At 66.2% G+C, this 24,157-nt stretch carries 21 protein-coding genes; 14 read left to right on the forward strand and 7 right to left on the reverse strand.

The window, feature by feature from the left end:
• Positions 1 to 7: 7 nt before the first annotated feature.
• From LPA35_RS12935 to LPA35_RS12945, 3 genes are all read right to left on the reverse strand, one after another.
• A complete protein-coding gene (locus LPA35_RS12935) occupies positions 8 to 1,300 on the reverse strand; it encodes a putative DNA modification/repair radical SAM protein (RefSeq protein WP_228897245.1) in 1,293 nt (430 codons plus the stop codon).
• 136 nt (positions 1,301 to 1,436) lie between these two features.
• A complete protein-coding gene (locus LPA35_RS12940) occupies positions 1,437 to 2,282 on the reverse strand; it encodes a class III extradiol dioxygenase family protein (RefSeq protein ID WP_228897246.1) in 846 nt (281 codons plus the stop codon).
• Positions 2,283 to 2,294: 12 nt separating this feature from the next.
• Positions 2,295 to 2,642: a protocatechuate 4,5-dioxygenase subunit alpha gene (locus LPA35_RS12945; protein WP_228897247.1), complete on the reverse strand. Its 348-nt coding sequence runs from the start codon at positions 2,640 to 2,642 to the stop codon at positions 2,295 to 2,297.
• 58 nt (positions 2,643 to 2,700) lie between these two features.
• On the opposite strand from LPA35_RS12945, the gene LPA35_RS12950 reads away from it, so the two are divergent.
• Entirely contained in the window at positions 2,701 to 3,642 is a 942-nt protein-coding gene (locus tag LPA35_RS12950) for a LysR family transcriptional regulator (RefSeq protein WP_228897248.1), read from the forward strand.
• Between the two features lie 9 nt (positions 3,643 to 3,651).
• Here LPA35_RS12950 and LPA35_RS12955 read toward each other — a convergent pair whose 3' ends face one another.
• Positions 3,652 to 4,527: a gamma-glutamyl-gamma-aminobutyrate hydrolase family protein gene (locus LPA35_RS12955; protein WP_218300916.1), complete on the reverse strand. Its 876-nt coding sequence runs from the start codon at positions 4,525 to 4,527 to the stop codon at positions 3,652 to 3,654.
• A 294-nt stretch (positions 4,528 to 4,821) separates the two neighbouring features.
• On the opposite strand from LPA35_RS12955, the gene LPA35_RS12960 reads away from it, so the two are divergent.
• The 3 genes from LPA35_RS12960 (at position 4,822) to LPA35_RS12970 (ending at position 11,002) form a co-directional block, all read left to right on the forward strand.
• Positions 4,822 to 8,391, forward strand: coding sequence for a TonB-dependent receptor domain-containing protein (locus tag LPA35_RS12960; RefSeq protein ID WP_228897249.1), 3,570 nt, complete (start codon positions 4,822 to 4,824; stop codon positions 8,389 to 8,391).
• Complete coding sequence (locus LPA35_RS12965; protein WP_228897250.1) at positions 8,363 to 10,372, forward strand: adenylate/guanylate cyclase domain-containing protein; 2,010 nt, start codon at positions 8,363 to 8,365, stop codon at positions 10,370 to 10,372. The genes LPA35_RS12960 and LPA35_RS12965 overlap by 29 nt, the downstream gene beginning before the upstream one ends.
• A gap of 279 nt (positions 10,373 to 10,651) precedes the next feature.
• Positions 10,652 to 11,002 carry an HPF/RaiA family ribosome-associated protein gene (locus LPA35_RS12970; protein ID WP_218300919.1) on the forward strand — a complete coding sequence of 117 codons (351 nt, stop codon included), beginning with the start codon at positions 10,652 to 10,654 and terminating at the stop codon, positions 11,000 to 11,002.
• 184 nt (positions 11,003 to 11,186) lie between these two features.
• On the opposite strand, the gene LPA35_RS12975 is transcribed toward LPA35_RS12970, so the two are convergent.
• Together LPA35_RS12975 and LPA35_RS12980 are read right to left on the reverse strand one after the other, a co-directional pair.
• Positions 11,187 to 12,152: a PDR/VanB family oxidoreductase gene (locus LPA35_RS12975; protein WP_228897251.1), complete on the reverse strand. Its 966-nt coding sequence runs from the start codon at positions 12,150 to 12,152 to the stop codon at positions 11,187 to 11,189.
• Complete coding sequence (locus tag LPA35_RS12980; RefSeq protein ID WP_228897252.1) at positions 12,149 to 13,204, reverse strand: aromatic ring-hydroxylating dioxygenase subunit alpha; 1,056 nt, start codon at positions 13,202 to 13,204, stop codon at positions 12,149 to 12,151. The genes LPA35_RS12975 and LPA35_RS12980 overlap by 4 nt, the downstream gene beginning before the upstream one ends.
• A gap of 289 nt (positions 13,205 to 13,493) precedes the next feature.
• Here LPA35_RS12980 and LPA35_RS12985 point away from each other — a divergent pair, with 289 nt between their 5' ends.
• The 6 genes from LPA35_RS12985 (at position 13,494) to LPA35_RS13010 (ending at position 19,367) form a co-directional block, all read left to right on the forward strand.
• Complete coding sequence (locus LPA35_RS12985; protein ID WP_055398490.1) at positions 13,494 to 14,282, forward strand: GntR family transcriptional regulator; 789 nt, start codon at positions 13,494 to 13,496, stop codon at positions 14,280 to 14,282.
• A 216-nt stretch (positions 14,283 to 14,498) separates the two neighbouring features.
• Complete coding sequence (locus LPA35_RS12990; protein WP_121421518.1) at positions 14,499 to 15,536, forward strand: TRAP transporter substrate-binding protein; 1,038 nt, start codon at positions 14,499 to 14,501, stop codon at positions 15,534 to 15,536.
• Between the two features lie 102 nt (positions 15,537 to 15,638).
• The gene (locus LPA35_RS12995) at positions 15,639 to 16,127 is read left to right on the forward strand and encodes a TRAP transporter small permease (RefSeq protein ID WP_228897253.1); all 489 of its coding nucleotides are present in this window, start codon (positions 15,639 to 15,641) and stop codon (positions 16,125 to 16,127) included.
• A complete protein-coding gene (locus tag LPA35_RS13000) occupies positions 16,124 to 17,443 on the forward strand; it encodes a TRAP transporter large permease (protein WP_218300923.1) in 1,320 nt (439 codons plus the stop codon). Before LPA35_RS12995 ends, LPA35_RS13000 begins: the two co-directional genes overlap by 4 nt.
• Positions 17,443 to 18,405: a tripartite tricarboxylate transporter substrate binding protein gene (locus LPA35_RS13005; protein WP_228897254.1), complete on the forward strand. Its 963-nt coding sequence runs from the start codon at positions 17,443 to 17,445 to the stop codon at positions 18,403 to 18,405. Before LPA35_RS13000 ends, LPA35_RS13005 begins: the two co-directional genes overlap by 1 nt.
• Positions 18,406 to 18,419: 14 nt before the next feature.
• Positions 18,420 to 19,367, forward strand: coding sequence for an NAD(P)-dependent oxidoreductase (locus tag LPA35_RS13010; RefSeq protein ID WP_228897255.1), 948 nt, complete (start codon positions 18,420 to 18,422; stop codon positions 19,365 to 19,367).
• A gap of 105 nt (positions 19,368 to 19,472) precedes the next feature.
• Here LPA35_RS13010 and LPA35_RS13015 read toward each other — a convergent pair whose 3' ends face one another.
• Positions 19,473 to 20,423, reverse strand: a complete 951-nt coding sequence (locus tag LPA35_RS13015; protein ID WP_228897256.1) for a LysR substrate-binding domain-containing protein — start codon at positions 20,421 to 20,423, stop codon at positions 19,473 to 19,475.
• Positions 20,424 to 20,593: 170 nt separating this feature from the next.
• Here LPA35_RS13015 and LPA35_RS13020 point away from each other — a divergent pair, with 170 nt between their 5' ends.
• From LPA35_RS13020 to LPA35_RS13035, 4 genes are all read left to right on the forward strand, one after another.
• On the forward strand, positions 20,594 to 21,286 hold the full coding sequence (locus LPA35_RS13020; RefSeq protein ID WP_121421514.1) for a substrate-binding domain-containing protein: 693 nt from the start codon (positions 20,594 to 20,596) through the stop codon (positions 21,284 to 21,286).
• 35 nt (positions 21,287 to 21,321) lie between these two features.
• Complete coding sequence (locus LPA35_RS13025) at positions 21,322 to 22,356, forward strand: amidohydrolase family protein (protein ID WP_228897257.1); 1,035 nt, start codon at positions 21,322 to 21,324, stop codon at positions 22,354 to 22,356.
• A gap of 1 nt (position 22,357) precedes the next feature.
• Positions 22,358 to 23,041, forward strand: a complete 684-nt coding sequence (gene ligK / locus LPA35_RS13030; protein ID WP_218300927.1) for a 4-carboxy-4-hydroxy-2-oxoadipate aldolase/oxaloacetate decarboxylase — start codon at positions 22,358 to 22,360, stop codon at positions 23,039 to 23,041.
• Positions 23,042 to 23,138: 97 nt separating this feature from the next.
• On the forward strand, positions 23,139 to 24,146 hold the full coding sequence (locus LPA35_RS13035) for a tripartite tricarboxylate transporter substrate binding protein (protein WP_055398481.1): 1,008 nt from the start codon (positions 23,139 to 23,141) through the stop codon (positions 24,144 to 24,146).
• The last annotated feature ends 11 nt before the right edge of the window (positions 24,147 to 24,157 follow it).

Raw genomic sequence — 24,157 nt, forward strand, 5'->3', positions numbered from 1 at the left:
CTCCAGCTCAGAACAGGCTGCGCTGCACCGGCGGCGGCGCCAGCTGCGCGGCGAGGTCGGCAGCGTCCAGCGCACGGCCGGGGCGGTAGTCGGCCGCCTCCACAAAGGGCAGCACTTTCTTCAGCGGCACATGCAGCCGCGCCAGGTCCGCATGCCGCAGGCGGCGCACGCGGCGCGCGGCCAGCAGGCGGTCCACCGTCTGCACGCCAAAGCCGGGCACGCGCAGCAGCAGTTCGCGCGGGGCGGTGTTGAGGTTGACCGGAAAACGCTCGCGGTGCGCAAGCGCCCAGGCCAGCTTGGGGTCCATGTCCAGCGCCAGCATGCCGGCCTGGCTGCCTGGGTTGCCTTGGCTGGGCGGCACGATCTCGTCGTGGGTGAAACCGTAAAAGCGCATCAGCCAGTCGGCCTGGTACAGCCGGTGCTCGCGCACCGTGGGTGGCGCGGCCAGTGGCAGGGCGCGGGCCGCGTCGGGGATGGGGCTGAAGGCCGAGTAGTACACGCGCCGCAGCCGGTGCACGCCGTACAGCCGCGCGCTGGTGGCGAGGATGGTGCGGTCGTTGGTCGTATCCGCCCCCACGATCATCTGCGTGCTCTGCCCGCCGGGCGCAAAGTGCGGCACGCTGGCGCGGAGTGTGGTGCGCGACTGCGGCATGGACACGATGGGCAGTGCAGCCTGCTCCTTGCGCGCGGCGCGGGATTCTCCAATGTGCACCGCCATGCGGGCCATGGAGCGGTCGATGGCGGCGCTGTCTTTTTCTGGCGCCAGGGCCGTGAGGCCTTCGGCCGTGGGCAGCTCGATGTTGATGGACAGGCGGTCCGCATAGCGGCCTGCGCGCTCCATCAGCTCCGGCGCTGCATCGGGAATGGTCTTCAGATGGATGTAGCCGCGAAAGTCGTGCTCTTCGCGCAGCACGCGGGCCACCTCCACCACCTGCTCCATGGTGTAGTCCGGGCTCTGGATGATGCCGCTGGACAGGAACAGCCCCTCGATGCAATTGCGGCGGTAGAAATCGAGCGTGAGCTGCACCACCTCATCGACCGTGAAGCGTGCGCGGGGCACGTTGCTGGTCACCCGGTTCACGCAGTACAGGCAGTCGTACTGGCAGAAGTTGGTGAGCAGAATCTTGAGCAGGGAGATGCAGCGCCCGTCCGGCGCATAGCTGTGGCAGATGCCCATGCCCTCGGTGGACCCCATGCCGCGCCCGCCCACCGAGTTGCGCGGCGCAGCACCGCTGGATGCGCACGAGGCGTCGTACTTGGCGGCGTCGGCCAGGATGGCGAGTTTGGACTGTAAATTCACTGGATGAATTTACAGTATCTCGGATGCCTGACACCAGCCTGGGGGGAATTGTGGAGAGGTTGCCGATCCTGAATTGATAGCTGCTTGCGCTTTATGGATGAGCGCTAGCGGCTAAAAATGCTTGAAATCGACGAGGTCAGACCGTTTCCAGTGCCATGACTGCGGTCGCCGTGTTCGAGATCGGGATGTGGTAGTTGCTGTGCACCCGCCGCACGCCCGCACTCGCAGTGGCCAGGGCGCCCCGCATGGCCAGCCACATCAGCAGCTCCACGCCCTGGGTGCCGGTCTTTTCCACCAGCTCGTGCACGCTGAACTGCGTGGCCCATTCGGGGTTGGTGGTCAGGCTCTCGATGAACTGCAGGTCAAACGCCTTGTTGATGAAGCCCGCGCGCTCGCCGTCGAGCTGGTGGCTGAGGCCGCCCGAGGCAATCACCGCCACCTTCTTGTCGCTGTCCCAGCTCTGGATCGCCTGGCCCACGGCCTTGCCCAGTGCGTAGCAGCGCTTGGCAGATGGCAGCGGGAACTGCACGGTGTTGATGCACACCGGCACCACCGCCACGGGGCAATCGCCCTCGGGCCAGAAGAGCTTGAGCGGCAGCGTGCAGGCGTGGTCCACCAGCATCTCCTGGCAGGTGGTCACGTCAAACTCTTGCTCGATCAGCGTGTTGATGAGGTGCCATGACAGGTCCACCTCGCCCGGGAAGGGCGGCAGCGTGGGGATGCCCCAGCCTTCGTCGGCGTTGTTGTATTGCGCCGCCGCACCCACGGCAAAGGTGGGCATCTTGTCGAGAAAGAAGTTCAGGCCGTGGTCGTTGTAGAACATCACCACCACGTCCGGCTTCTTCTCGTCCAGCCACTGGCGGATGGGCGGAAAGCCGTCGAAGAAGGGCTTCCAGTACGGATCGTTCTGCAGGCCCTTGTGGATGGCGTTGCCAATGGCCGGGATGTGCGAGGTGCCGAGGCCACCGATGAGTTGTGCCATGGGTTTGTCTCCTTATTTGCCCGCTGCGACCAGCATGGCCTTGAATTCGTCTTTGGTCATGCCCGTCTGCTGCGCGCCGATGTCCTGCATGTCCAGCTTGAAGATGCCCGCGAACTTGGCCAGGTAATAGGCGTTGCCGCCCGCGGCAATCAGCTGCAACACGTTCTTGGCGCGGATGGCGGCGGCCTGCTGTTCGTTCAGGCCGTACTTCTTCATGTACGCCTCTTCGTCGGCCAGAAAGGCCTTGCGGTTGGCTTCGTCGTTGAACGAGAAGCACATCTTGTTCAGCGCATAGCCCTTGCGGGCCTGGTCGCCATCGAACGGCGTGGTGCCGGGGATCGGGGGCAGTGGGGAAGGCATGGAAGTCTCCGGGGCTTGATGTAAGTCAGCCCGCAGTGTCGCGACGCCATTGCCAAAGATGAAGCCTCAAAACATCATCGAATGCATGAGCAATTTCGATGGATCAGCGCTGGACGGCCACCTGCTGAAGCTGCTACTGGCGGTGCTGGAGACGGGCAGCATCACGGCGGCGGCTGATCGCCTGGGCGTCACCCAGTCGGCCGTGAGCCACCTGCTCGACAAGCTGCGCGCCATTACCGGCGACCCGCTTTTTGTGAAGCGCGGGCGTGGCATCGTGCCCACCGCCCGGGCCGAGGCCCTGGCCCAGCCCGCGCGTGACATGCTGCACCAGATGCAGCTGTTTGCCCAAGGGGCCGAGTTTGACCCGAGCGCCTGGCAGACCGAGCTGACCATCGCCGCCAACGACTTTCAGCGCGATCTGCTTTTGCCCGCGCTGGCCGCGCGCCTGCGCACTGCTGCACCGGGCGTCACGCTGCGCATCGTGCCCAGCGGCGCGCCCAGTGCCGAGCTGCTGCGGTCTGACGCGTGCCAACTGGTCATCAGCCCCCGCCCGCCCGAGGGCACCGACATCGTGCAAAAGCGTCTGTTTGAAGACCAATACCGCGTGTTCTATGACCCGGTCGTGCGCAGCGCTCCGGCCTCAGAGGCGGAGTACCTGGCGGCGGACCACGCCACGGTGGCTTACGAGGCGCACCGGGGGCTGGAACTGGACCGGCAACTGGAAGCACGTGGTGTGCGCCGCCGCCTGGTGGTGCGCGTGCCCGGCTTTGCCGCGCTGCCCGCGTTTGTGCGGGGCACCTCGCTGCTCACTACAGCGCCGTCGCTGATGGGGCGCACCGCGTTGGCCGCGCTGGCGGGTGTGCCGGTGCCCGTGGCCTGCCCCAGTCTGCCCATGTACCTGATCTGGCATGTGCGCTACCAGCAAGACGCGGCACACCGCTGGCTGCGGGCGCAGCTGCAAGAGGTCTTGGCCGCTGTGTTGCCTATGGAAGGAGCCTGACCCGCGGGGTCAGTCGCGCTGCCGTGACAGCGCCTTTCGCAGCCGCCGCGCCGCCCGTTCCCGCAACGAAGGCGCGGGGCGCAGCACCGGCCGTGGGTGGGCCTTGGCCTGTTCGCACGCCGCCAGAAAGTCATTCAGGATGGCCGTGTCGTCCAGCGTGTCTGAACCCTGCTTGTGGAACTCCGGGTGCCATTGCGTGGCGGCGATGTAGCCGCGCCCCGGCGCGGGCTTGAGGCGAATCGCCTCGGGCACGCCGTCGGGCTCGCTCAGGGCCTCGACCACAAACTCGGGCGCCACTCGCTTGATGCCCTGGTGGTGAATGCTGTTGACCCGAGCGCGTGGCGTGTTGGGGTACAGCGTGGCCAGGTGCGAGTCGGGAAGGATCTGGATGTCGTGGAAATGCTGGTCGTAGGTGCTGGCGTTGCGGTGCTGCTGCGCACCGGGGTGCTGGGTCTCGATGTCCTGGTACAGCGCGCCGCCAAAGGCCACGTTGATGAGCTGCAGGCCCCGGCACACGCCAAAGATGGGCTTGCCCACCTGGGCAAAGGCTTTCACCACGGCCAGGTCGTACAGGTCGCGCACGCGGTCGCCCACCCACTCTTCGCGCAGGGGCTCCTCGCCATAGTTGCCCGGCCACACGTCGGCGCCACCGTGCATCACGATGCCGTCGAGCCACTCGGCGTAGTGGTCCAGCGTCACGTCACCGCGTGCCGTCTCGCCCGTGGGGCAGGGCACCATCACCACCATGGCACCGGCCGACATGAGCCAGTGGGCGATGGACTGCTCGACGTACTGCAGCGTCTTGCCAGTGAACAACGGGCGGGCGGGGTCGGCGTGTTGAAAGCAGGCGGACAGGCCAATCTTGAGGCGGGGTGCGGCGGGCATGGGTGGTGGGCTCCAGGGAACACGCGCGGGGCGTGTGATCAATGCAATCTTGGGTTACCAATTTGTAGCACCGCCCCCGCGCCACGTCTGTAGGAAGGGGCCGTGCAGGGCTGCGCGAGGCCTGCCGCCGGTAAAGCAGTGCTACGAAATGTGGCTTTCTTCATGAAAATGCAACCCTGCGGTGTCTCGCAAGAGGCCGGTTGGGGCGGTGGGCTGGCCATAATTTCTGCTCGCCGGGCGCCAGGGAGGCTGCGCCAGGTGGTGCCCCTCCAGCCTTCCCCGAAAGCCCACGACATGTCCCACAAGAAGCATTGCCTGCCCGCGCTCACGGCGCTGGCCACGTTGACTGCCCTGGCCTGGCCGCTGCTGGCCCAGGCCGCTGTGCCCGCAGGTGCTGCCGCCGAGATCGTCAGCCTGCAGGGCACGGGCGACCAGCGTGCCGCCGCTGCAGCCGACTGGCAGCCCGCTCGCCCGGCCCAGGCCCTCGCCACGGGCGATTTCGTGCGCACCCGGCAAGCGGCGCGGATGGCCCTGCTGTTTGCCGACGACACCCAGCTGCGCCTGCACCAGAACACGGTGCTGCAGGTCAAGGGCGTGGCCACACCCGCTCAGCCGGTGACCACGCTGCTGCTCAACGCGGGCCGGGCCTGGACGCAGACGCGCCGCGCCGATGGCTCCCGGCTGAACCTGGAGACCCCGGCGGCCACGGCGGCGATCCGGGGCACCGACTGGGACATCAGCGTGGAGGACGACGGCCGCACCTTGCTGACCGTGCTGTCGGGCACGGTGGAGTTCTCCAATGCGCAGGGGCAGGTGTCGGTGGGCGCCAACGAGGCCGCCTATGCCGAAGTGGGCAAGGCACCGGTCAAGCTGGTGCTGAGCCAGCCGCGCGACCGCATCCAGTGGGTGAACGCCCTGAGCGCCGACCCGCTGCCGCACCTGGCCGCCGAGACCGTGCCCGAAGCGCTGGCCCCGGTGCGCACCGCGCTGGTGGCCCGCGATCTGCCCGCCGCGCGTGCCGCGCTGGCGCAGGCGAAAGCAAACGGCAGCGCACCCGCACCCTGGGTGGCCGTGATGGAAACCGCCATCGCACTGCAGGCGGGCGATGTCCTCGCTGCGCGCGAACAGCTGGCCCGCCAGGCGGCCACGCCGGCCGCCCCGCTGCCGGTCTGGCTCATGCAGTCGGACGTGTTGCTCATGGAAGGCGACGCGGCCGCTGCGGCCACCACGCTGCGCACCGCCCTGCAGCGCTGGCCCGCGCACCCGGCCCTGGTGGCCCAGCTGGCCCGGGTGCAACTGCTGAGCGACCGCGTGGACGAGGCCACCGCCACGCTGGCCCCGGCACAGGGCACGGCGCATGCAGAGCTTGCGATGGTGCGGGCTGAATTGGCCCGCCGCCGGGGAGATGCCCCCGGCACGCTGAGCGCGTACACCGAGGCCACGCAGCTCGCGCCGCAAGACGCCCGGGGCTGGCAGGGCCTGGGCAGTGCCCACACCGAACGCGAAGACGCCCGCCCCGCCCGCGCCAATCTGCAGCAGGCGCTGGCGCTGTCGCCCCAAAGTCCCGGCGCCTGGGGCGAACTGGGCACGCTGGAAACCTTCACCAACCAGTTCACCGAGGCGGGCCAGGCCTTTGCCACCGCTTTGGGCGACAACCCGGCGGACTACGTGGCACTCACCGGCCAGGGGCTGCTGCACCTCAAGCAGGGCTACCCTCAGGCCGCGCTGGATGCCTTTTTGCGCGCGGGTGTGATGGAGCCCCGCTACGCCCGCGCCAAAACCTGGACGGCCGTGGCGTACTACCAGCTCGGCCGCCCCCAGGACGCACTGGCCACGCTGCGCCAGGCCAGCAGCCTGGACGACAAGGACCCCGTGCCCTACATGCTGCTGGCACAGATCCACACCGACCTGTTCCAGCCCGGCGAAGCGGTGGAGGCTGCGCGCGCAGCGGTGCAACGCATGCCCTACCTCAAGTCGCTCAACCAGGTCGCCAACGACCAGAAAGGCAGCGCCAACCTGGGGGCCTCCATGGCCTTCTTTGGCATGGAAGACTGGGCGCTGGAACTGGCGCAGCAGAGCTTCTATCCCTACTGGGGCGGGAGCCACCTGTTCCTGGCAGACCGGTATGCGGGAGAGTTCAACAAGAACTCGGCGCTGTTCCAGGGTTTCCTCACAGACCCGATGGCGTTTGGTGCGAGCCAGCGCTATTCGTCGCTGCTGCAGCAACCCGGGGCACATGGGGCGGTGGGGGTGACGCTGGACCGCGACCAGTACCGCATGCGGGCCCCTGCGGTCACGCTCAACGGCATGGACAACAGCCGTGTGCCCGTGTCGTGGTTCTTCAAGGCGCAGTCGGCCAATGCCAGCGAGTTCCCGTTTGACCTCCAGGTCAACGATGCGCCCGCCGTGCGCGGTGGCTATGGCGACGTGCGCGCGCGGGCAGTCACGGTGGGGGCTGGCATGCAGCCTACCGAGCGCATCAACCTGTTTGCCTATGTCAACCAGTTCGACATGCGTTTGCGCAGCCAGAACCTGCTTGAGACGTCCATGGACAACGAGAGTACACAGGGCGCCCTTGGAATGGCGTACCGGTGGGGGCCGACGGAGCAGACCTGGATCAAGCTTGGACGGGGTGTCGAAAACAGCGTTCTGCGGAACTACCCCACGCTATATTTCGCACCTCCGTTCGTGAGCGTCATGGGCGTGGGCAGCGAGCCAAGCAAGCAGCTCAGCGATGTGCAACTGCGTCATACGGTGGACCCTGCGCCGGGAAGCCGCTGGAGCGTGGCGCTGGAACACGTGCGCGAGCGCCAGAACAATCTGATTGGCGGCATAGCGGGGGTCGCTGCGGATATCCCTGGGTTTGGGCGCTACACCGACTACCTTCTCGTCGATGGCTACAACCACATCGATCGGCGCTACACGGCGTTGACCCTGGCCACCAACCAGCGTCTGAACACGGCGCTGAACCTGGATGCCGCACTGGGGTTGCAGCAAATCCGGCACCGTGTCGATGGACGGACCCAAAGCCTCCTGGTCAATCTTGAGGAGTTCACCGACGAAACCGCGCGCCGTGCCGAGATGGAGCGCGTCGTCACCCCCCGCGTAGGCATGGTGTGGCAACCCGCCGCAGGCACCACCGTACGCATGGCCTACCAGGACTGGCTGCGGCCACTCAGCGTTTCCACCCTCACCAGCGTGGAAACGGCAGGCATTCCCGTGGAAGACCGGCTGGTGGAAGCTGGTGGCCGCCACAAGCGCACCGTGGCGCAACTGGGCATGGAACTGGGAGCCAATACGTTCCTGAGCCTGCGTGCAGACCATCTGCGTGTGCGCAACCCCGGTACCGTGGGCGTAGACCTGCGCACCCCCAGCCTGCCGTTCCTGGAAGAAATGCGCAACGTCCAGCTGGTCAACCTCTCCACCACCGACCTGCTGGAAGACACGCCCAGCTTCGACGCTGGCAACCTCAAGACACTGGGTGCCGGTGTCAACCACATGTTCAACCGGCGCTGGTCGGGCTACGCCAAGTACCTCTACCAGGGCAGCGAAAGCCATATCTACGACACGGAGGGGCCGGCAGGGCGCATCCCCTACATTCCGCGCCACACCGCAGTGCTGGGCGCCACCTGGGTCAGCCCGCAGCGGTTTTATGTCAGCGGCCGTGCGGTGTACCGGTCGGAGCGTTTTGAAGACAAGGAAAACCTCACGCGCATGGCGCCCGGCTGGGGCCTGGACCTGATGGGTTTCTGGGAATCGCAGGACAAACACTGGGTGGTGGGCGTGGCCGCATTGAACCTGTGGGCGCCGAAGTCAGACCGCAGAAAGTCCCGGTATGTTCTGGACGCGCGCTACCGCTTCTGATTCCGCATCACCAGCGGTCCGGCGCCAGCAACAGGTCTACGCGCTGGCAGCCTGCGCGCTGGCGCTGCTGCTGGTGGGGGCGGCCACGTTCAGCCGCACCTGGCACGCGCTGGAGTTCAAGACCTTCGACGTGCTCACGGCCTGGACTGCGCCGCAGCGCACGGCGCTGCCCATGGTGATCCTGGCGATTGACGAACCCACGTTTCAAGAGCTGCAACACACCTGGCCCTTCCCGCGCAGCGTGCATGCAGCGCTTTTGCAGCGTTTGCACGACGAGGGTGCCGCCGCCGTGGGCCTGGACATCGTGTTCGCCGACCCATCAACCGAAGCCGAAGATGCCGCACTGGCGCAGGCCATCGCTGAGACCGGCCCCGTGGTGCTGGCCGCCACCCGTGAAAAGATCGACAGCAGCAACGCTGCGCTGTGGCTGGACGTGATGCCACTGCAGCGGTTTCTGGACGCCGGAGCCGATGCGGGCGATGCCGGGGTGGAGCCCGACGATGACTTTGTGGTGCGCCGTGTGCCCGTGGCGCGCGAGGGTTTTGCCCTGCGGCTGGCCCAGCGCGCGGCCGAGGCGCGCGGCAAGCTGCCGGTGCTGCGCCACTTCGACTGGATCGGCTACCGGGGCCCGCGCGGCACGTTTGACACGCGCTCGTACTACCAGGCGCTGGAGCCGGGCCTGCTGCCTGCGGGCTTCTTCAAGAACAAGATCGTGCTGGTGGGGCGCTCGGCGCGCACCGCGACCGAGTTGTCGCGGTCGCAGGCCGACCTGTTCAATTCACCGTTTGGCACCGCAGGGGGCGAGCGCCTGTTTCCCGGTGTGGAACTGCAGGCCACGCTGGTGGACAACTACCTCACCGGCGGCGGGCTGCGCACCGTGCCCGAAGGCTGGACGCTGGCCCTCGTAGCGCTGCTGGTCCCCTTGCTGCTATGGGGCAACCGCAGGCTGCACCCGGCGGGCGCCGCAGCGCTGGCGGCGGCGCTGGTGGCGGCGATAGCGGGAGCCTCGTGGTGGCTGTTCGGGCGCTTTCAGCTGTGGTGGCCGCCCTTGCTGCCTGCGGCGGCGGCAGTGGCGGTCTACGGCGCAGCGGCGCTGGCGGGTTATGCCTTTGTGCGCCGGCGCGCGCGCCAGACGCGGGCGATGTTTGCACAGTATGTGCCGCCCGCCGTGGTCTCGCGCCTCATTGCGCAGCCCGAGCTGATGCGCCTGGGCGGCGAGGCGCGCGAGGTCACGCTCATGTTCACCGACCTGGCCAACTTCACCACGCTATCGGAGCAGCTCAGTGCCGAGCAGACGGTGGAAGTGCTCACTGCGTATTTCAACGCCATGACGCCCATCGTGCACGCCACGGGTGGCACGGTGGACAAGTTCATCGGCGACGCGGTGATGGCCTTTTGGGGGGCGCCGCTCGACGACCCGCAGCACGCCGAGCACGCGGTGACTGCGGCCATCCTCATGCAGCAGGCCATGCAGGTGCTGGTGGCCGACCTGCGTGCGCGGGGCCTGCCGCCCATCCACATGCGCATTGGCCTGCACACGGGGCGGGTGGTGGTGGGCAACGTGGGGTCGGAGCAGCGCTTTTCGTACACCGCGATTGGCGATGCGGTGAACCTGGCCGCACGGCTGGAGGGCGCCAACAAGGCCTTTGGCACCGGCATCCTGCTCTCTGCCGCCACCGCCGCGCAGCTGCCTTCCTCGGTGGCTCTGCGCGCGCTCGATGATGTGGTCGTGAAGGGCAAAACCGAGCCCGTGCGTGTGTTCACACCGTGTGGCGATGCCGCTGTGCGGGATGCCAGCCTGGCCGCGCTCAATGCCTTCCACGCGCGCGATTGGAACGGCGCTTGCGGCTATCTGGCGCAGGTGCTGGCACGCGTGCCTGGGGATGCGGCGGCGCTGCGCCTGCAGCAGCGCGTGGCAGAGGCGCGCGCCTTGCCCGCTGGCAGCGACTGGTCGCCCGCCGTGGCGCTGGACAAGTTGTAGGAGCCTGTTCAAGGTCTTTTCGGGGTCGCACAAGGCACTTGCCCGAAGGGTTGGAGTGAAATCGGGCCGATGAACTCGGAGCTTTGGCGCCCCGGCTGCTTGCATGGGCACGAGCCCATGCGGCGCATCCGAAGCTTCCACTCCTCCCGATGGCACTCCAATGCGATCCCCGAAAAGACCTTGAACAGGTTCTGAGGATGTTTTGACATGTGTTTTCCGGGGTCAAGGCCTGCGGTGCCATCATGGACCCCTGAGCAACGTCATCTGAAAGGAACTCTGATGCAAGTACAAGTCAACACCGACGACCACATCCACGGCGGCGAGTCGCTCGCGCAATGGATCACGGACGAGTCCAAGAGCCGCCTCACGCGCTTTCAGGACCACATCACGCGGCTGGAGGTGTTTCTGTCAGATCTGGATGCGGGCAAGTCCGGCGCCAATGACAAACGCTGCCGCCTCGAGGCACGCGTCACCGGCCGCCAGCCGGTCACTGTGACCGACGAAGCCGACAAGATGGCCAACGCCTTCATCGGCGCTGTGGACAAACTGGCCCGCGCGCTCGACACCGACCTGGGCCGCGTCAAAGACCGGCACGGCCGCGACACGATCCGCACGGCCGTGGAAGAGTGAGTTTTGAGTGAAATTGGCTGCTAGCGCTTGATGGATAAGTGCCAGCAGCTATCAATTCAGGAGTTTTTCGGCCAAACCCTCGCGAGCCCCACGCGGGGGACGCCTGGCAAGGGCCGCCCCGCAGCGAGGGCGTCGTCCCCCTTCAGGGGGAAGGTGCCGCAGGCGACTCAGGGGGTGTTCAACTTCACAAATCCAACACGAGCAGCTTGCTGCGCGCGCGCGAGCAGCAGGGCATGAACTGCTCGTTGGCTGCCTTTTCTTCGTCCGTCAGGTACATGTCGCGGTGGTCCACCTCGCCCTCCAGCACGCGCGTGAGGCAGGTGCCACACACGCCCTGCTCGCACGAGGTCAGGATGTCGATGCCCTCCTTGCGCAGGGCTTCCACCACCGACACATCGGGCGCAATCGCGTAGACCTTGCCCGTGCTGGCAATGCGCACGTCAAAGCCCTGATCGCCCGAGGTGTCCTGCGCAGGGGCGCCAAAGTATTCGAGGTGGATGTGGTCCTGCGCCCAGCCCAGGGCCTTGGCACTGTTCACCACATGGTCGATGAAGCCTGCCGGTCCACATACATACAGGCGCTTGTCGGGCCCGGGCGCGGCCAGCACGGCGGCAATGTCCAGCTTCTGTTCGGCCGGGCCCGCATCGAAATGGAAATGCACACGCGGTGCCATGGCCGATGCGGCGATCTCGGCAGCAAACGCCGTGCGTTCGGCAGAGCGCGTGCAGTAGTGCAGCGCAAAGTCGGCGCCCGTGCGCGCCAGCCGGTCGGCCATGCACAGCAGCGGCGTGACGCCAATGCCACCGGCCAGCAGCACCGTGCGCTGCGCTGGGTGCAGCGCAAAGTGGTTGCGGGGTGTGCTGATGGTGATCACATCGCCCTGGTGCACGCTGTCGTGCATGGCGACCGAGCCGCCACGCGACGCCGGATCGCGCAGCACGGCAATGCGGTAGCGGTGCGATTCGTGCGAGGCGTTGCACAGCGAATACTGCCGCGTCACACCTCCGGGCAGATGCACATCGATGTGCGAACCCGCGCTGAACGGGGGCAGTGCGGCGCCGTCCACGCGCGCCAGCTCGAAGCTGGCAATGCCTTCGGCCTCGGCCTGCTTTTTGACGACGCGGACCTGGATCGTTTCCTGCGCGGTCATGCGGCCACCGCCTGGGGTGCAGCGGCGGCCTGCTCGGCCGCGATGATGCGGTCCAGGATCTTGCGCGACTGCACCCCGCCTGCGTCGATGTTCAGCATGAGCAGCTTGCGGTCGGGGTAACGCAGCAGGTTCTGCTGCTGCTGTTCCAGCATGTCCTGGTCTTCGGCAAAGATGTTGCCCTGGCCCTCGCGGATCTGCGTGGTGAGCGAGGGGTCTTGCGGCTTGAAGTTGCGCGCCATGCCCCAGAAGTAGTGGATCGAAGTCTCGGTCTCGGGCGTGATGAAGTCCACCACGATGCTCGATGCCTTCTTGTCCGCCGGGGCGTCATAGCCGCCGTTGCCCGCCAGCGCCACGCCCACTTCGATCAGCACATGGCTGGGTGGTGTGAAGTGGCAGATCTGCCAGCGGTCCACCGGCTGGTCGTCGGGCAGGCCGTTCATGCGCAGCGCCATCTTCCAGAAGGGCGGCGCTTCGATGCCTTCCATGAAGCGGCTGGTGATCACCTCGTCGCCCTCCACGCGGGTCTTGCAGGGCACCTCGTCGATTTCCTTCTGGCCGATGCTGGTGGAGTGCACGTAGGTCTCGTGCGTCAGGTCCATCAGGTTGTCGATCATCAGGCGGTAGTCGCAGGCAATGTGGTACAGCCCGCCGCCATAGGCCCATTCGGGGTTGTTGGCCCAGGGCAGGTGGTGGATGGTGGCGGGGTCGGCCTGCGCCGCGTCGCCGGGCCACACCCAGATGAAGCCGTAGCGCTCCACCACCGGAAAGCTGCGCGCCTTGGGAAACCCTTGGACGCGCTGGCCGGGCATGGACACCGACTTGCCCGTGCATTCCACCCTGAGGCCGTGGTAGCCGCATTGCAGGTGGCCTTCGCACACCGTGCCCAGCGACAGTGGTGCGCCCCGGTGGGGGCAGAAGTCGTCCAGCGCGGCGACCTGGTCGGGCGCGGGGCGGTAGAAGACGATCTTCTCGCCGCAGATGGTGCGGCCCAGGGGCTTTTCGGCGATCTCGTCAGGGGTGCAGGCTACGTACCAGGCGTTTTTGGGAAACATGCTTGTCTCTCTCCGTGGGGTGGTGGGATGTTGTTGGCCTGGCCCGCAGGCCGCCTTCAGCGCTTTGGTGTTGTGAAGCGGATTGTGCAAAAAAGGCCGTTCGATGTATACATTCAATCGTTGAAAAGCAGCTATTGCGAATTGGTATATCGCATATGTCATTGTTTTTGAAGCTATTTTTTGAATTTTTTAGTTGGGTTAGTTTTTGTTTGTATACATTAATGGGTTGCCGGGCTGACCCAAGCCTTGGTTGCATGGTTTTTTCTGATCACCTCTCCGCACACTCCACATGAACCTCTCTGAGCCCCTCCTGGCGGATTCCGCCCCGGGCGACGCTGCCGAAGGTGGCGCTTCGCAGTCGGTGAAGGCGCAGCTGCGCCTGCGTGAAATGATCCTGGCGGGCGAGTTGCCGGGCGGTGCGCGCATTGCCGAACTGGCCATCGTCGAGAAGCTGGGGGTGTCGCGCACGCCCATCCGCGCCGCGCTCATGCGGCTGGAGCAAGAGGGCCTGCTGCAGCTGCTGCCCGGGGGCGGGTACGCCGTGCGCACCTTTTCCGAAACCGATGTGGCCGACGCCATTGCACTGCGCGGCACGCTGGAGGGGCTGGCCGCGCGCCTGGCGGCCGAGCGCGGGGTGGATGCCGCCGTGCTGGCCGACGCCCATGCCTGCCTGGATGCCATCGACACCACCTTGGCCCCTTCCACGCTGGACGACGTGGGTTTCTCGCGCTATGTGGAGCTGAACGCACGTTTTCACCTGCTGCTGGGCCGCATGGTGGGCAGCGATGTGGTGGCGCGGGAGCTTGAGCGGGTCAAGGGCTTGCCGTTTGCGTCGCCCTCGGCCTTTGTGATGGTGCAGACCCATTCGCCGCAGGCGCGCGACTTGCTGGTAGTGGCCCAAGACCAGCATCGCCAGCTGCTGGACGCCATTGAGCACCACGAGGGCGCGCGGGCCGAGGCGATCATGCGCGAGCATTCGCGCCTCGCGCAGCGCAACCTGCGTGCAGCCTTGTCGGGCCAGGCCGGTGGGCAGGTGCATGCCGACATGCCCGCCCTCACGCTCATTCGGCGGGGGTGACGGACAACCAACCAAGCGCGAGGGTTGCAGGGTCTGCGGGTTTCACCGGTTTCATAACGTTACGGCATAGCTGAAAGTCCGTCATAGAACTGGCATGTGGATGCGACTGCATGCACAGTGGGGGCGGGACAGTGTCCCGCTCCATGCCGCAGGTTCTCTGCGGCCCTGGGGTGTGGCCTCGCAGATGTGCAGATAAATCGAGACCGGAGACAAAAAATGAACTTCTTCAAGCGACGCGCCGCATTGACGGCCCTGGGGGCGGCGGCCCTGGCAACGGTGGCTGGCAGTGCCATGGCGCAGACCGTGACCTTGCGGCTGCACCAGATGCTCCCACCCCAGGCCACCATCCCGGCCAAGGCCCTGGTGCCCTGGGCCCAGAAGGTCGAGGCCGAGTCGGGCGGCAAGATCAAGGTGCAACTGTTCCACGCCATGCAGCTGGGCGGTGCGCCGCCACAGCTGTTTGACCAGGCGCGCGACGGCGTGGTGGACTTCACCTGGACGGTGCTGGGCTACACCCCGGGCCGCTTCCCCAAGACGGAAGTGTTCGAGCTGCCCTTCATGAGCGGCAACGCTGAAGCGTCTTCGCGCGCCATCCAGGAATACGTCGAGAAGTTCGCGGCCGATGAGTTCAAGGACGTCAAGCTGATCGCCGTGCACACCCACGGCCCTGGCCTGTTCCATACCAAGACGCCCGTCACCGGCCTGGAAAGCCTGCGCGGCATGAAGGTGCGCGGTGGCTCGCGCATCATCAGCAACATGCTCACCAAGCTGGGCGCCACGCCGGTTGGCATGCCTGTCCCTGCCGTGACCGATGCGCTGAGCAAGGGCACCATCGACGGCACCACCATCCCTTGGGAGGTGACGCCTTCGCTGAAGGTGACCGAGCTGGTGCGCAACCACACGACCTTTGCTGGCAAGGAAGGCCTGTACACGCAGACCTTTGCGTTCTCGATGAACAAGGCCAGCTATGACAAGCTTCCGCCCGATCTCAAGGCCGTGATCGACAAGAACTCCGGCATCGAGACCGCCGCCATGTTTGGCCGCGCCATGGACGAGGGCGACAAGGTGGGCCGCCAGATTGCCGAGCGCGCCAAGAACAACATCGTGGCCCTGGACCTGGCCGAGACGCAGCGCTGGCGCCGCACGGCTGCCAGTGTGGAAACCGACTGGATCAACGAGGTGAAGGGCAAGGGCATCGACGGTGCCAAGCTTGCTGCTGAGGCGCGGGCCCTGATCGAAAAGCACAGCCGATAACCTCGGCGGTGTCGCCAGGCGCACCCGGTTGCGCTGCTCCATGCCGATCCGCTCTGGTGGTTACCGGAATGGATCGGTTTGATTTTTTGACAGGACCCTGCCTTGAAGTTCCTATCGTTTCTCGCCCAGGCTTGCGCGGTGCTGGCCGGGGTCATTCTCACGGGGGTGACGCTGGTCACCTGTGCAAGCATTGTGGGCCGCAACACCACAGGCTGGACTGTCCTGGGCGACTACGAACTCACGGCCGTGGCCGCAGGGGCCGCGATCGCGCTGTTCATGCCCTGGTGCCAGTTGCGCCGCCAGAACATCATCGTGGACTTTTTCACCGCCCGGGCCTCCTCGGCCGTGAATGCCCGGCTGGACCGCTTCGGCGCACTGCTGCTGTCGGCTATGTTCCTCGTGCTGGCCTGGCGCACGGCCACAGGTGGGCTCAGTGCCCGCAACTCCATGACCACCACCATGATGCTTGGGTTTCCTGAATGGATCACGTACGCTGCCATGGTGCCGCCCCTGTTGCTGACGGGGGTGATTGCCCTGATGCAGGCCTTCGGCCCGGCGCACATTGAAATTGAAGAAGAGGATGCCGCATGAGCCCGCTGGCCCTCGCTCTTTCGATTTTTGGTGTGATGCTTGCGCTCATGGTGGTGCGTGTGCCCATTGCGGCGGCGATGTTTGGCGCAGGTGCCTTTGGCTACCTCTACCAGGTAGGGCTACCGCCGTTTCTCAACAACCTCAACGGCCTGGCCTTTGCGCGGTTTGCGAGTTATGACCTGTCGGTGATCCCCCTGTTCATCCTCATGGGCAACTTCGCCACGCAGGGAGGCATCTCCAAGGCGCTGTTCCAGTTTGCCAGCGTGCTCATGGCGCGCTTCAAGGGCGGGCTGGCCATGGCAGCGGTGGCGGCGAGTGCGGCCTTTGGCGCCATTTGCGGCTCGTCCATTGCCACCGCAGCCACCATCACGTCGGTGGCGCTGCCCGAGATGAAGCGGCACGGCTACTCCGGCCGCCTGGCCACCGGCACGCTGGCGGCGGGGGGCACGCTGGGCATTCTGATCCCGCCCTCCGTGCCCCTTGTGATCTACGCCATCCTGACCGAGCAGAACATCGCCAAGCTGTTTGCTGCGGCCACCATCCCCGGCATCATCGCCATGCTGGGCTACATGATCGCGATTGCGATCTACGTGCGCATCCGCCCCGGCCATGCGCCGGACCACACCGTCGATCTTCCCAAGATGTCCTTGCAGGCCGTGCTGGGCGTGCTGCCCATTGCCATCGTGTTCCTGGTGGTGTTTGGCGGCATCTATGGCGGCCTGTTCACACCCACCGAGGGCGCGGGGGTAGGCGTGGCCTGCACCTTCCTTGCGGCGCTGCTCAAGCGCGAACTGACACTGGAGAAAATCAAGCAGTGTTTCCTGTCCACCGCGTCTGCCAGCGCCATGATCTTCATGATCTTCATTGGCGCCGACATGATGAACACGGCGCTCGCATTGACGCAGGTGCCTGGTCAGCTGGCGGGCCTGATCCAGGGCTGGAACGTTTCGCCCTATATGGTGGTGGCCGGCATCCTGCTCTTTTACGTGGTGCTGGGTGCGGTGATGGACGAGTTGTCCATGATCTTGTTGACCATCCCCATTTTCTTCCCGGTGATCATGGGCCTGGACTTCGGCATGTCGCAGGAGCACACAGCCATCTGGTTTGGCATCATGGTGCTCATGACGGTGGGGTTTGGCTTGCTTGCGCCGCCCGTGGGCCTGAATGTGTACGTGGTCAATGGCCTTGCGAAAGACGTACCCATCGCTGAGAGCTACAAGGGCGTAATGCCTTTCCTCGCCAGCGATGTGGTGCGGACCACGCTGCTGCTGGTGTTTCCGCCCATCTCCTTGTGGCTGGTGCAGTTCGTCGGCTGATGGATCGCCGGGCAGCACTCCTCGCGCTGGGCCTCACCCCCTGCACCGTGCTGCGTGCGCAGCCCGCATTTCCAACCAAGGCGCTGCGCATCGTTGTGCCCTTTGCGGCGGGCGGCGTGGGTGACCTCACTGCACGCGCCGTGGCCACGGGGCTGGCCGCGCGGCTGGGGCAGCCCGTGGTCATCGACAACCGCCCCGGCGCCGGGGGTGTGGCGGCTGCCGATGCGGTCGCACGCGCGGAGCCCGACGGGCACACGCTGTTCCTGCTGTCCAACGGCACGGCGGTATCCGCAAGCCTTTTCAAGTCGCTGCCCTACGACACGCTGGCCGACTTCGCTCCGGTCAGCACGCTGGGTTTCTTCGATATCGCGGTGCTGGTACCTGCCGATTCGCCCCACCGCACGCTGGCCCAGCTGCTGGCGCATGCGCGGGCCCATCCAGGCCAACTCAATATCGGCAGCATCAACATCGGGAGCACCCAGCACCTGGCGGCCGAGCTGTTCAAAAGCAGCGCGGCCATTGATGCGCAGGTGGTGCCGTTCAACGGCACGCCCGCACTCATCACCGCGCTGCGGGGTCGGCAGGTGGATGTGGGCGTGGAGATTCTGGGCCCCACCTTGCCGCAGGTGCGCGCCGGGGCGTTGCGCGTTCTGGCGGTCACGGGCGAGCAGCGCTCTGTGGTGTTGCCCGATGCGCCCACGGCGGTGGAGCTGGGCGTGAAGGGTTTTGTGGCCGCTTCATGGAACGCGCTGGCCGTGCCCTCGCGCACACCGCGCGCGGTGGTGGACCGGCTGCAGCGCGAGGTGGTGGCCACCGTGGCGACACCCGCTGTGCAGCATCAGCTGCGCGCGCTCAACGTCGAGCCCCGCACCTCCACGCCCGAGCAGGCCGCCGCCCTGCTCAAAGCCGACATCGACCGCTGGCGCGCCGTGATGGAGCGCGCGGGCATCCCCAAGCAATGAAACCTGATAGCACCATGCAGACCGAAGAGAACCCAGTCCTGCCCCCTGTCGACCGCGTGGACCGCCTGGGTATCGTCGGCTACGGCGAGGTGGGCCGCATCTTTGCAGCAGGCCTGCGCAAAGCCGGTGTGAGCGATGTGGCGGTATGGGACCTGAAGTTCATCGACCCTGCGAAGGGCCCCGAGCCGCTCGCCCACGTACAGGTGGCGGGCGCGGTTGCGGCCGACAGCGTTGCGGCCCTGTGCGCCGGGCGCCAGCTCATCGTGTCGGCCGTGACGGCTAGCAACACGCTGGCGGTGGCCGAGGCGGTGGCGCTGCACATTGCGCCTGGCGCGTTCTTTCTGGACCTCAATTCCGCATCCCCCGGCACCAAGCAGCAGGCCGCCGCGTTGATCCATGCGCGTGGCGCCCGGTACGTCGAGGCGGGGGTGATGACGTCGGTGCCGCCCTATGGCATCGCCGTCCCCATGCTGCTCGGAGGCCCCCACGCCGCCACGCTGGCGCCTGTGTTGCACGGGTGGGGCATGGACGCCAAGCCGGTCAGCGACCAGCTGGGCGTGGCCAGTGCCATCAAGATGTGCCGCAGCGTGATGATCAAGGGGCTGGAGGCGCTGGTGATGGAGAGCTATGCAACGGCCCGCCACTACGGTGTGGAAGACCATGTGCTGCCCACCTTGGCCGAGACCTTTCCGTCCATCGACTGGCAAAAGCAGGGCAGCTACTTCTTCAGCCGCGTGGTGCAGCACGGCCAGCGCCGCGCCGAAGAGATGCGCGAGTCGGCCCGCACTGTGGGTGAAGCAGGCATGGCGCCGCTGATGGCATCAGCCATTGCCGACAAGCAGCAGTGGGTGGCCGACCTGGCGCGCGAAGGCATCTTTCAAGGTCTGCCCCAGGACGCGCGCTGGCAGGACTATGCGGATCGCTTGTTAGAAAGTTTGTCATCACCTGGGGCCGCGGGCTGACGCCTCGGTCCCTTTGATGGGCCTCTGCTCCAAGCCTGCTTGTACAGGCTTGGACGTTCGCGAAGAGCTGCCACCTCGGGCGGCTGCACCGGGGCGCGCAGCGCCTCAGGGGGGGCTCCTGTACAACGCTTGCAAGGTGCTGCGAATCAGTTCCGCCATCGCCTGCTGCGTGAGCGTGGCCGGGCGCTGCGAACTCACTGCCAAGAAGAGCTTGCTGCGCAGCCTTGCACTGTCCTCGCCATCCATGCTCGCACCCAGAATCGGCCGCGTAATGAACACCTCGGGCTTGCCCGACGTGGTGACCGCATTCATGGGCAGCACCGCGCAGCCCGCGCCATCGGCCACCAGGTCCAGGATGGCGGCTACACCGTCGATCTCCAGGCTGATCTGGGGGCGTTTGCCGCGCGCGGCCAGTTCCGATTCCACGAGCATGCGGATCGAGTTGGGGCGCGTGGGGATCACCAGCGGAAAGCGGGGCAGCTCGTCCAGCGGCAGGGGCGTGCGGGCCAGGGTATCGGCCTCCGCCTCGCTCTGGCCCACGGCGCGGCGCTGCACCAGAAACAGGTCTTCCTCCAGCAGAGCAGTGATCTCGATGTCCGGCGCAGGGGGCGTGTTGTAGAGCAGCGCAATGTCGAGCAGCCCTGTGGTCAGCGACTCGCGCATGGCCACCGACAGCCCTTCGCTGATGGCCAGCGCCGCATCGGGCAGCTTCACGCGGAAGGCGCGGGTCAGCGGCACGGTCAGCACCTTGGCAATGCTGGGCGGCAGGCCAATGGCCACACGCCCGGCGAGGGCGCCGCGCACGCGGCCCAGCTCTTCGCGCGCACGCTCTACCTGGTGCAGGATGCCCCGCCCATGCTCCAGCAGCAGCTTGCCCGCCTCGGTGGGCGTGGCACCCCGGCCATTGCGCACCAGCAGGTTCTGGCGCAGCTCCACCTCCAGCAGGCGCACCTGGCGGCTCAGGGCGGGCTGGGCAATGTCCAGCACCACCGAAGCCCGGGTAAAGCTACCCAGCTCGGCCACGCGCACAAAGTATTCGATTTGCTTGAGGTCCATGGGGGAATGCTCTCTGCTATTTGAATAGCTCCAAGTCAACGATCACGGAATGATATATCTGGTAGTGCCGGTGCCGCCTTCTTGTTTGGTCCAGCGCTGACCACAATCAGCGCCATGGAACCCCAGCGCACGCAACGCGCGGGCCACCCGCAGCCCGGCAGGAGACACACATGACCCCCCCAGAAATTCGCGGCATTTCGTCCATGGCCACGCGCCAGGTGCTGGCCGAACTGGTGTCCGGGTTTGCGCAGCAATCGGGCACCCAGGCCACCATCGAATCGGTGGGTGGTGTGGATGCGGCCAAGCGCGTGGCGGCAGGCGAGGTGTTCGACGTGGTCATCCTCGCTGCCGACGCCATCGACAAGCTGTTGACCGCAGGCCACCTGCTGCCCGGCAGCAAGGTGGACTGGGTGCACTCTGGCGTGGCCGTGGCCGTGCCTGCAGGCGCACCGCTGCCCGACATCCGCACCGAAGACGCAGTGCGCCAAGCCGTGCTGGCCGCGCCCAGCATCAGCCTGTCCACCGGCCCCAGTGGCGTGGCACTGGCCAAGCTGTTTGAGCGCTGGGGCATTGCCGAACAGATCGCACCGCGCATGGTGCAGGCGCCTCCCGGGGTGCCGGTGGGCTCGCTGGTGGCCAAGGGCGAGGTGGCGCTGGGCTTTCAGCAGCTGAGCGAGTTGCTGCATGTGCAGGGCATCCAGATCGTGGGCCCGCTGCCACCGGCCATCCAGATCACCACCACGTTTTCAGCGGGCATCGGCGCGTTGTCGCAGCAGGTGGATGCCGCGCATGCACTGCTGGCCTACCTGGCTTCGCCCGCTGCGGCCGAAGCCAAGCAAAAGCAGGGCATGACCCCTGCCTGACCGATCACAAGAACACCTTCCAGGAGCACCCAAAAATGAGCCTCATCATCGACTGCCACGGCCACTACACCACGGCCCCCAAGGCGCTGGAGAACTGGCGCAATGCGCAGATCGCCGGCATCAAAGACCCCGCGGCCATGCCCAAAGTGGCAGACCTGCACATCAGCGACGACGAGCTGCGCGAGTCCATCGAGACCAACCAGCTCAAGCTGATGAAGGAGCGCGGCAGCGACATCACGCTGTTCAGCCCGCGCGCGAGCTTCATGGCCCACCACATCGGCGACTTCAATGTGTCCAGCACCTGGGCCGCCATCTGCAACGAACTCTGCTACCGCGTCTCCACGCTGTTCCCCGACCACTTCGTGCCCGTGGCCATGCTGCCGCAAAGCCCCGGCGTCGATCCCGCGACCTGCATCCCTGAGCTGGAAAAGTGCGTGCACGAATACGGCGCCGTGGGCATCAACCTGAACCCTGACCCTTCCGGCGGCCACTGGACCAGCCCCCCGCTGACCGACAAGCACTGGTACCCCATCTACGAAAAGATGGTGGAGTACGACCTGCCCGCCATGATCCACGTGAGCACCAGCTGCAACGCGTGCTTCCACACCACCGGCGCGCACTACCTGAACGCCGACACCACGGCCTTCATGCAGCTCATCCAGGGCGATCTGTTCAAGGACTTCCCCACGCTCAAGTTCCTGATCCCGCACGGCGGCGGCGCGGTGCCGTACCACTGGGGCCGGTTCCGTGGCCTGGCGCAGGAGATGAAGAAGCCGCTGCTGGACGACCATGTGATGAACAACGTGTACTTCGACACCTGCGTGTACCACCAGCCCGGCATCGACCTGCTCAACACCGTGATCCCGGTGAAGAACGTGTTGTTCGCCAGCGAAATGATTGGCGCGGTGCGCGGCATCGACCCCACGACTGGCAACTACTACGACGACACCAAGCGCTATATCGAGGCGTCCAAGATCCTCAGTGCCGAAGACAAGCACCAGATCTACGAAGCCAACACGCGCCGTGTTTTCTCCCGACTCGATTCACGCCTGAAGGCAAAGGGGCTCTGAAATGTTTGAACTTGGCGTTGTCTACCGCAACATCACCCGTGCCGACCGCGCAGCCGCTGACGGCCTGGCTGCCCTCGGCTCGGCTACCGTGCACGAGGCCATGGGCCGCGTGGGCCTGCTCAAGCCCTACATGCGCCCCATCTACGGCGGCCAGCAGGTCAGCGGCACAGCCGTCACCGTGCTGCTGCAGCCCGGCGACAACTGGATGATGCATGTGGCGGCCGAGCAGATCCAGCCTGGCGACATCGTGGTGGCAGCCGTCACCTCGGAGTGCACCGACGGCTATTTTGGCGACCTGTTGGCCACCAGCTTCCAGGCCCGTGGCGCCCGCGCGCTCATCATCGACGCCGGTGTGCGCGACGTGAAGACGCTGCAGGCAATGAACTTCCCCGTGTGGAGCAAGGCGATCAGCAGCAAGGGCACCATCAAGGCCACGCTGGGCTCGGTCAACATCCCCGTGGTGTGCGCTGGTGCGCTGGTCACGCCGGGCGACGTGATCGTGGCCGACGACGACGGCGTGGTGTGTGTGCCTGCCGCCCGCGCGGTCGAGACCCTGGCCGCCGCGCAAAAGCGCGAAAGCTTTGAAGGCGAAAAGCGCGCCAAGCTGGCCAGCGGCGTGCTGGGCCTGGATATGTACAACATGCGCCCCGGCCTGGAGAAGGCAGGCCTCAGGTACATCGACTGAACCCCGGTCTCAAGTCTTTTTGGCCTCTAGCGTTTATTCAATAAGCGCTAGTAGCTATTGATTTTATAGCTATCGTTTTTCTTCTGTTCTGTATTCCATGACGTTCTCTGTGTCTCCCTCTTTCCGTCTCCGCCGCACGTTGTCCCTGGCATTGGGCGTGGCCGCGGCCGCAGCTTTGGCTCCGCAATTCGCTGCCGCGCAGCAGTTCCCCACCAAGCAGGTGCGCATCATCAGCCCCTTCCCCGTCGGTGGCGGCCCCGACGGCGTGGCCCGCCTGGTGGCCGACAAACTCTCGCGCACCTGGGGCACGGGCGTGATCGTGGAGAACCGCCCCGGTGGCAACGGCTTCATCGCCATCGATGCCTGGAAGCGCGGCGCCAAGGACGGCCACGACCTGCTCATCCTGGACAACGTGCACCTGGCCGCCTACCCCAGCCTGTTCAAGAAGCTGCCCTACGACGTGGCCAAGGACTTCGACACGCTGCTGCCGCTGTTCAAGACGCACTTCTTCTTCACCGTGGGCACGGGCAGCAAGTACAAGACCGTGGCCGATATCGTGGCCGACGCCAAGGCGCGCCCCGGCAAGCTCAACTACGGCAGCTGGTCCGTGGGCAACCCGGTGCACCTGGGCTCGGAGCTGTTCGAATCGGCCACCGGCACGCAGATGGAGCACGTGATCTTCAAGGAGACCACGCAGCTCTACACCTCAGTCTCCACCGGCGAGATCGACTTTGCGCTGGGCAGTGCCGCCACTGCAGGCCCGCTGTACCGCGCGGGCAAGCTGCGCCTGCTGGCGTTTGCAGGGCCCCAGCGCTCGGCCGAGTTCCCCGACGTGCCCACCGTGGCCGAATCGGGTGGCCCCAAGGACTTTGCCGTCACGGGCTGGAACGCCATTGCCGTGCCGCCCGGCCTGCCCGCTGCCGTGGCCGACAAGATCCGCAAGGACATCGAACAGGCCCTGACCGGCCCCGAAGTGGCCGAGAAGTTCAAGACCTTTGGCTACGAGCAGTTCCCCACCACCCGCGCCCAGTTCAACCAGTTCGTCAAGGACGAGAGCCAGCGCTTTGGCGACGTGATCCGCAAGGCCAACGTGTCCCTCGACTGATCTGCGAGCCT

The organism is Acidovorax sp. Leaf73, from assembly GCF_916855635.1.
Taxonomy (GTDB): domain Bacteria; phylum Pseudomonadota; class Gammaproteobacteria; order Burkholderiales; family Burkholderiaceae_C; genus Acidovorax; species Acidovorax facilis.

Excerpts from the sequence above, each read along its gene's own strand:
- LPA35_RS12940 (WP_228897246.1), bottom strand. The coding sequence starts at position 2,282 with ATGGCACAACTCATCGGTGGCCTCGGCACCTCGCACATCCCGGCCATT.
- LPA35_RS12945 (WP_228897247.1), bottom strand. The coding sequence starts at position 2,642 with ATGCCTTCCCCACTGCCCCCGATCCCCGGCACCACGCCGTTCGATGGC.
- LPA35_RS12950 (WP_228897248.1), top strand. The coding sequence starts at position 2,701 with ATGAAGCCTCAAAACATCATCGAATGCATGAGCAATTTCGATGGATCA.
- LPA35_RS12955 (WP_218300916.1), bottom strand. The coding sequence starts at position 4,527 with ATGCCCGCCGCACCCCGCCTCAAGATTGGCCTGTCCGCCTGCTTTCAA.
- LPA35_RS12960 (WP_228897249.1), top strand. The coding sequence starts at position 4,822 with ATGTCCCACAAGAAGCATTGCCTGCCCGCGCTCACGGCGCTGGCCACG.
- LPA35_RS12965 (WP_228897250.1), top strand. The coding sequence starts at position 8,363 with ATGTTCTGGACGCGCGCTACCGCTTCTGATTCCGCATCACCAGCGGTC.
- LPA35_RS12970 (WP_218300919.1), top strand. The coding sequence starts at position 10,652 with ATGCAAGTACAAGTCAACACCGACGACCACATCCACGGCGGCGAGTCG.
- LPA35_RS12975 (WP_228897251.1), bottom strand. The coding sequence starts at position 12,152 with ATGACCGCGCAGGAAACGATCCAGGTCCGCGTCGTCAAAAAGCAGGCC.
- LPA35_RS12980 (WP_228897252.1), bottom strand. The coding sequence starts at position 13,204 with ATGTTTCCCAAAAACGCCTGGTACGTAGCCTGCACCCCTGACGAGATC.
- LPA35_RS12985 (WP_055398490.1), top strand. The coding sequence starts at position 13,494 with ATGAACCTCTCTGAGCCCCTCCTGGCGGATTCCGCCCCGGGCGACGCT.
- LPA35_RS12990 (WP_121421518.1), top strand. The coding sequence starts at position 14,499 with ATGAACTTCTTCAAGCGACGCGCCGCATTGACGGCCCTGGGGGCGGCG.
- LPA35_RS13000 (WP_218300923.1), top strand. The coding sequence starts at position 16,124 with ATGAGCCCGCTGGCCCTCGCTCTTTCGATTTTTGGTGTGATGCTTGCG.
- LPA35_RS13005 (WP_228897254.1), top strand. The coding sequence starts at position 17,443 with ATGGATCGCCGGGCAGCACTCCTCGCGCTGGGCCTCACCCCCTGCACC.
- LPA35_RS13010 (WP_228897255.1), top strand. The coding sequence starts at position 18,420 with ATGCAGACCGAAGAGAACCCAGTCCTGCCCCCTGTCGACCGCGTGGAC.
- LPA35_RS13015 (WP_228897256.1), bottom strand. The coding sequence starts at position 20,423 with ATGGACCTCAAGCAAATCGAATACTTTGTGCGCGTGGCCGAGCTGGGT.
- LPA35_RS13020 (WP_121421514.1), top strand. The coding sequence starts at position 20,594 with ATGACCCCCCCAGAAATTCGCGGCATTTCGTCCATGGCCACGCGCCAG.
- LPA35_RS13025 (WP_228897257.1), top strand. The coding sequence starts at position 21,322 with ATGAGCCTCATCATCGACTGCCACGGCCACTACACCACGGCCCCCAAG.
- ligK (WP_218300927.1), top strand. The coding sequence starts at position 22,358 with ATGTTTGAACTTGGCGTTGTCTACCGCAACATCACCCGTGCCGACCGC.
- LPA35_RS13035 (WP_055398481.1), top strand. The coding sequence starts at position 23,139 with ATGACGTTCTCTGTGTCTCCCTCTTTCCGTCTCCGCCGCACGTTGTCC.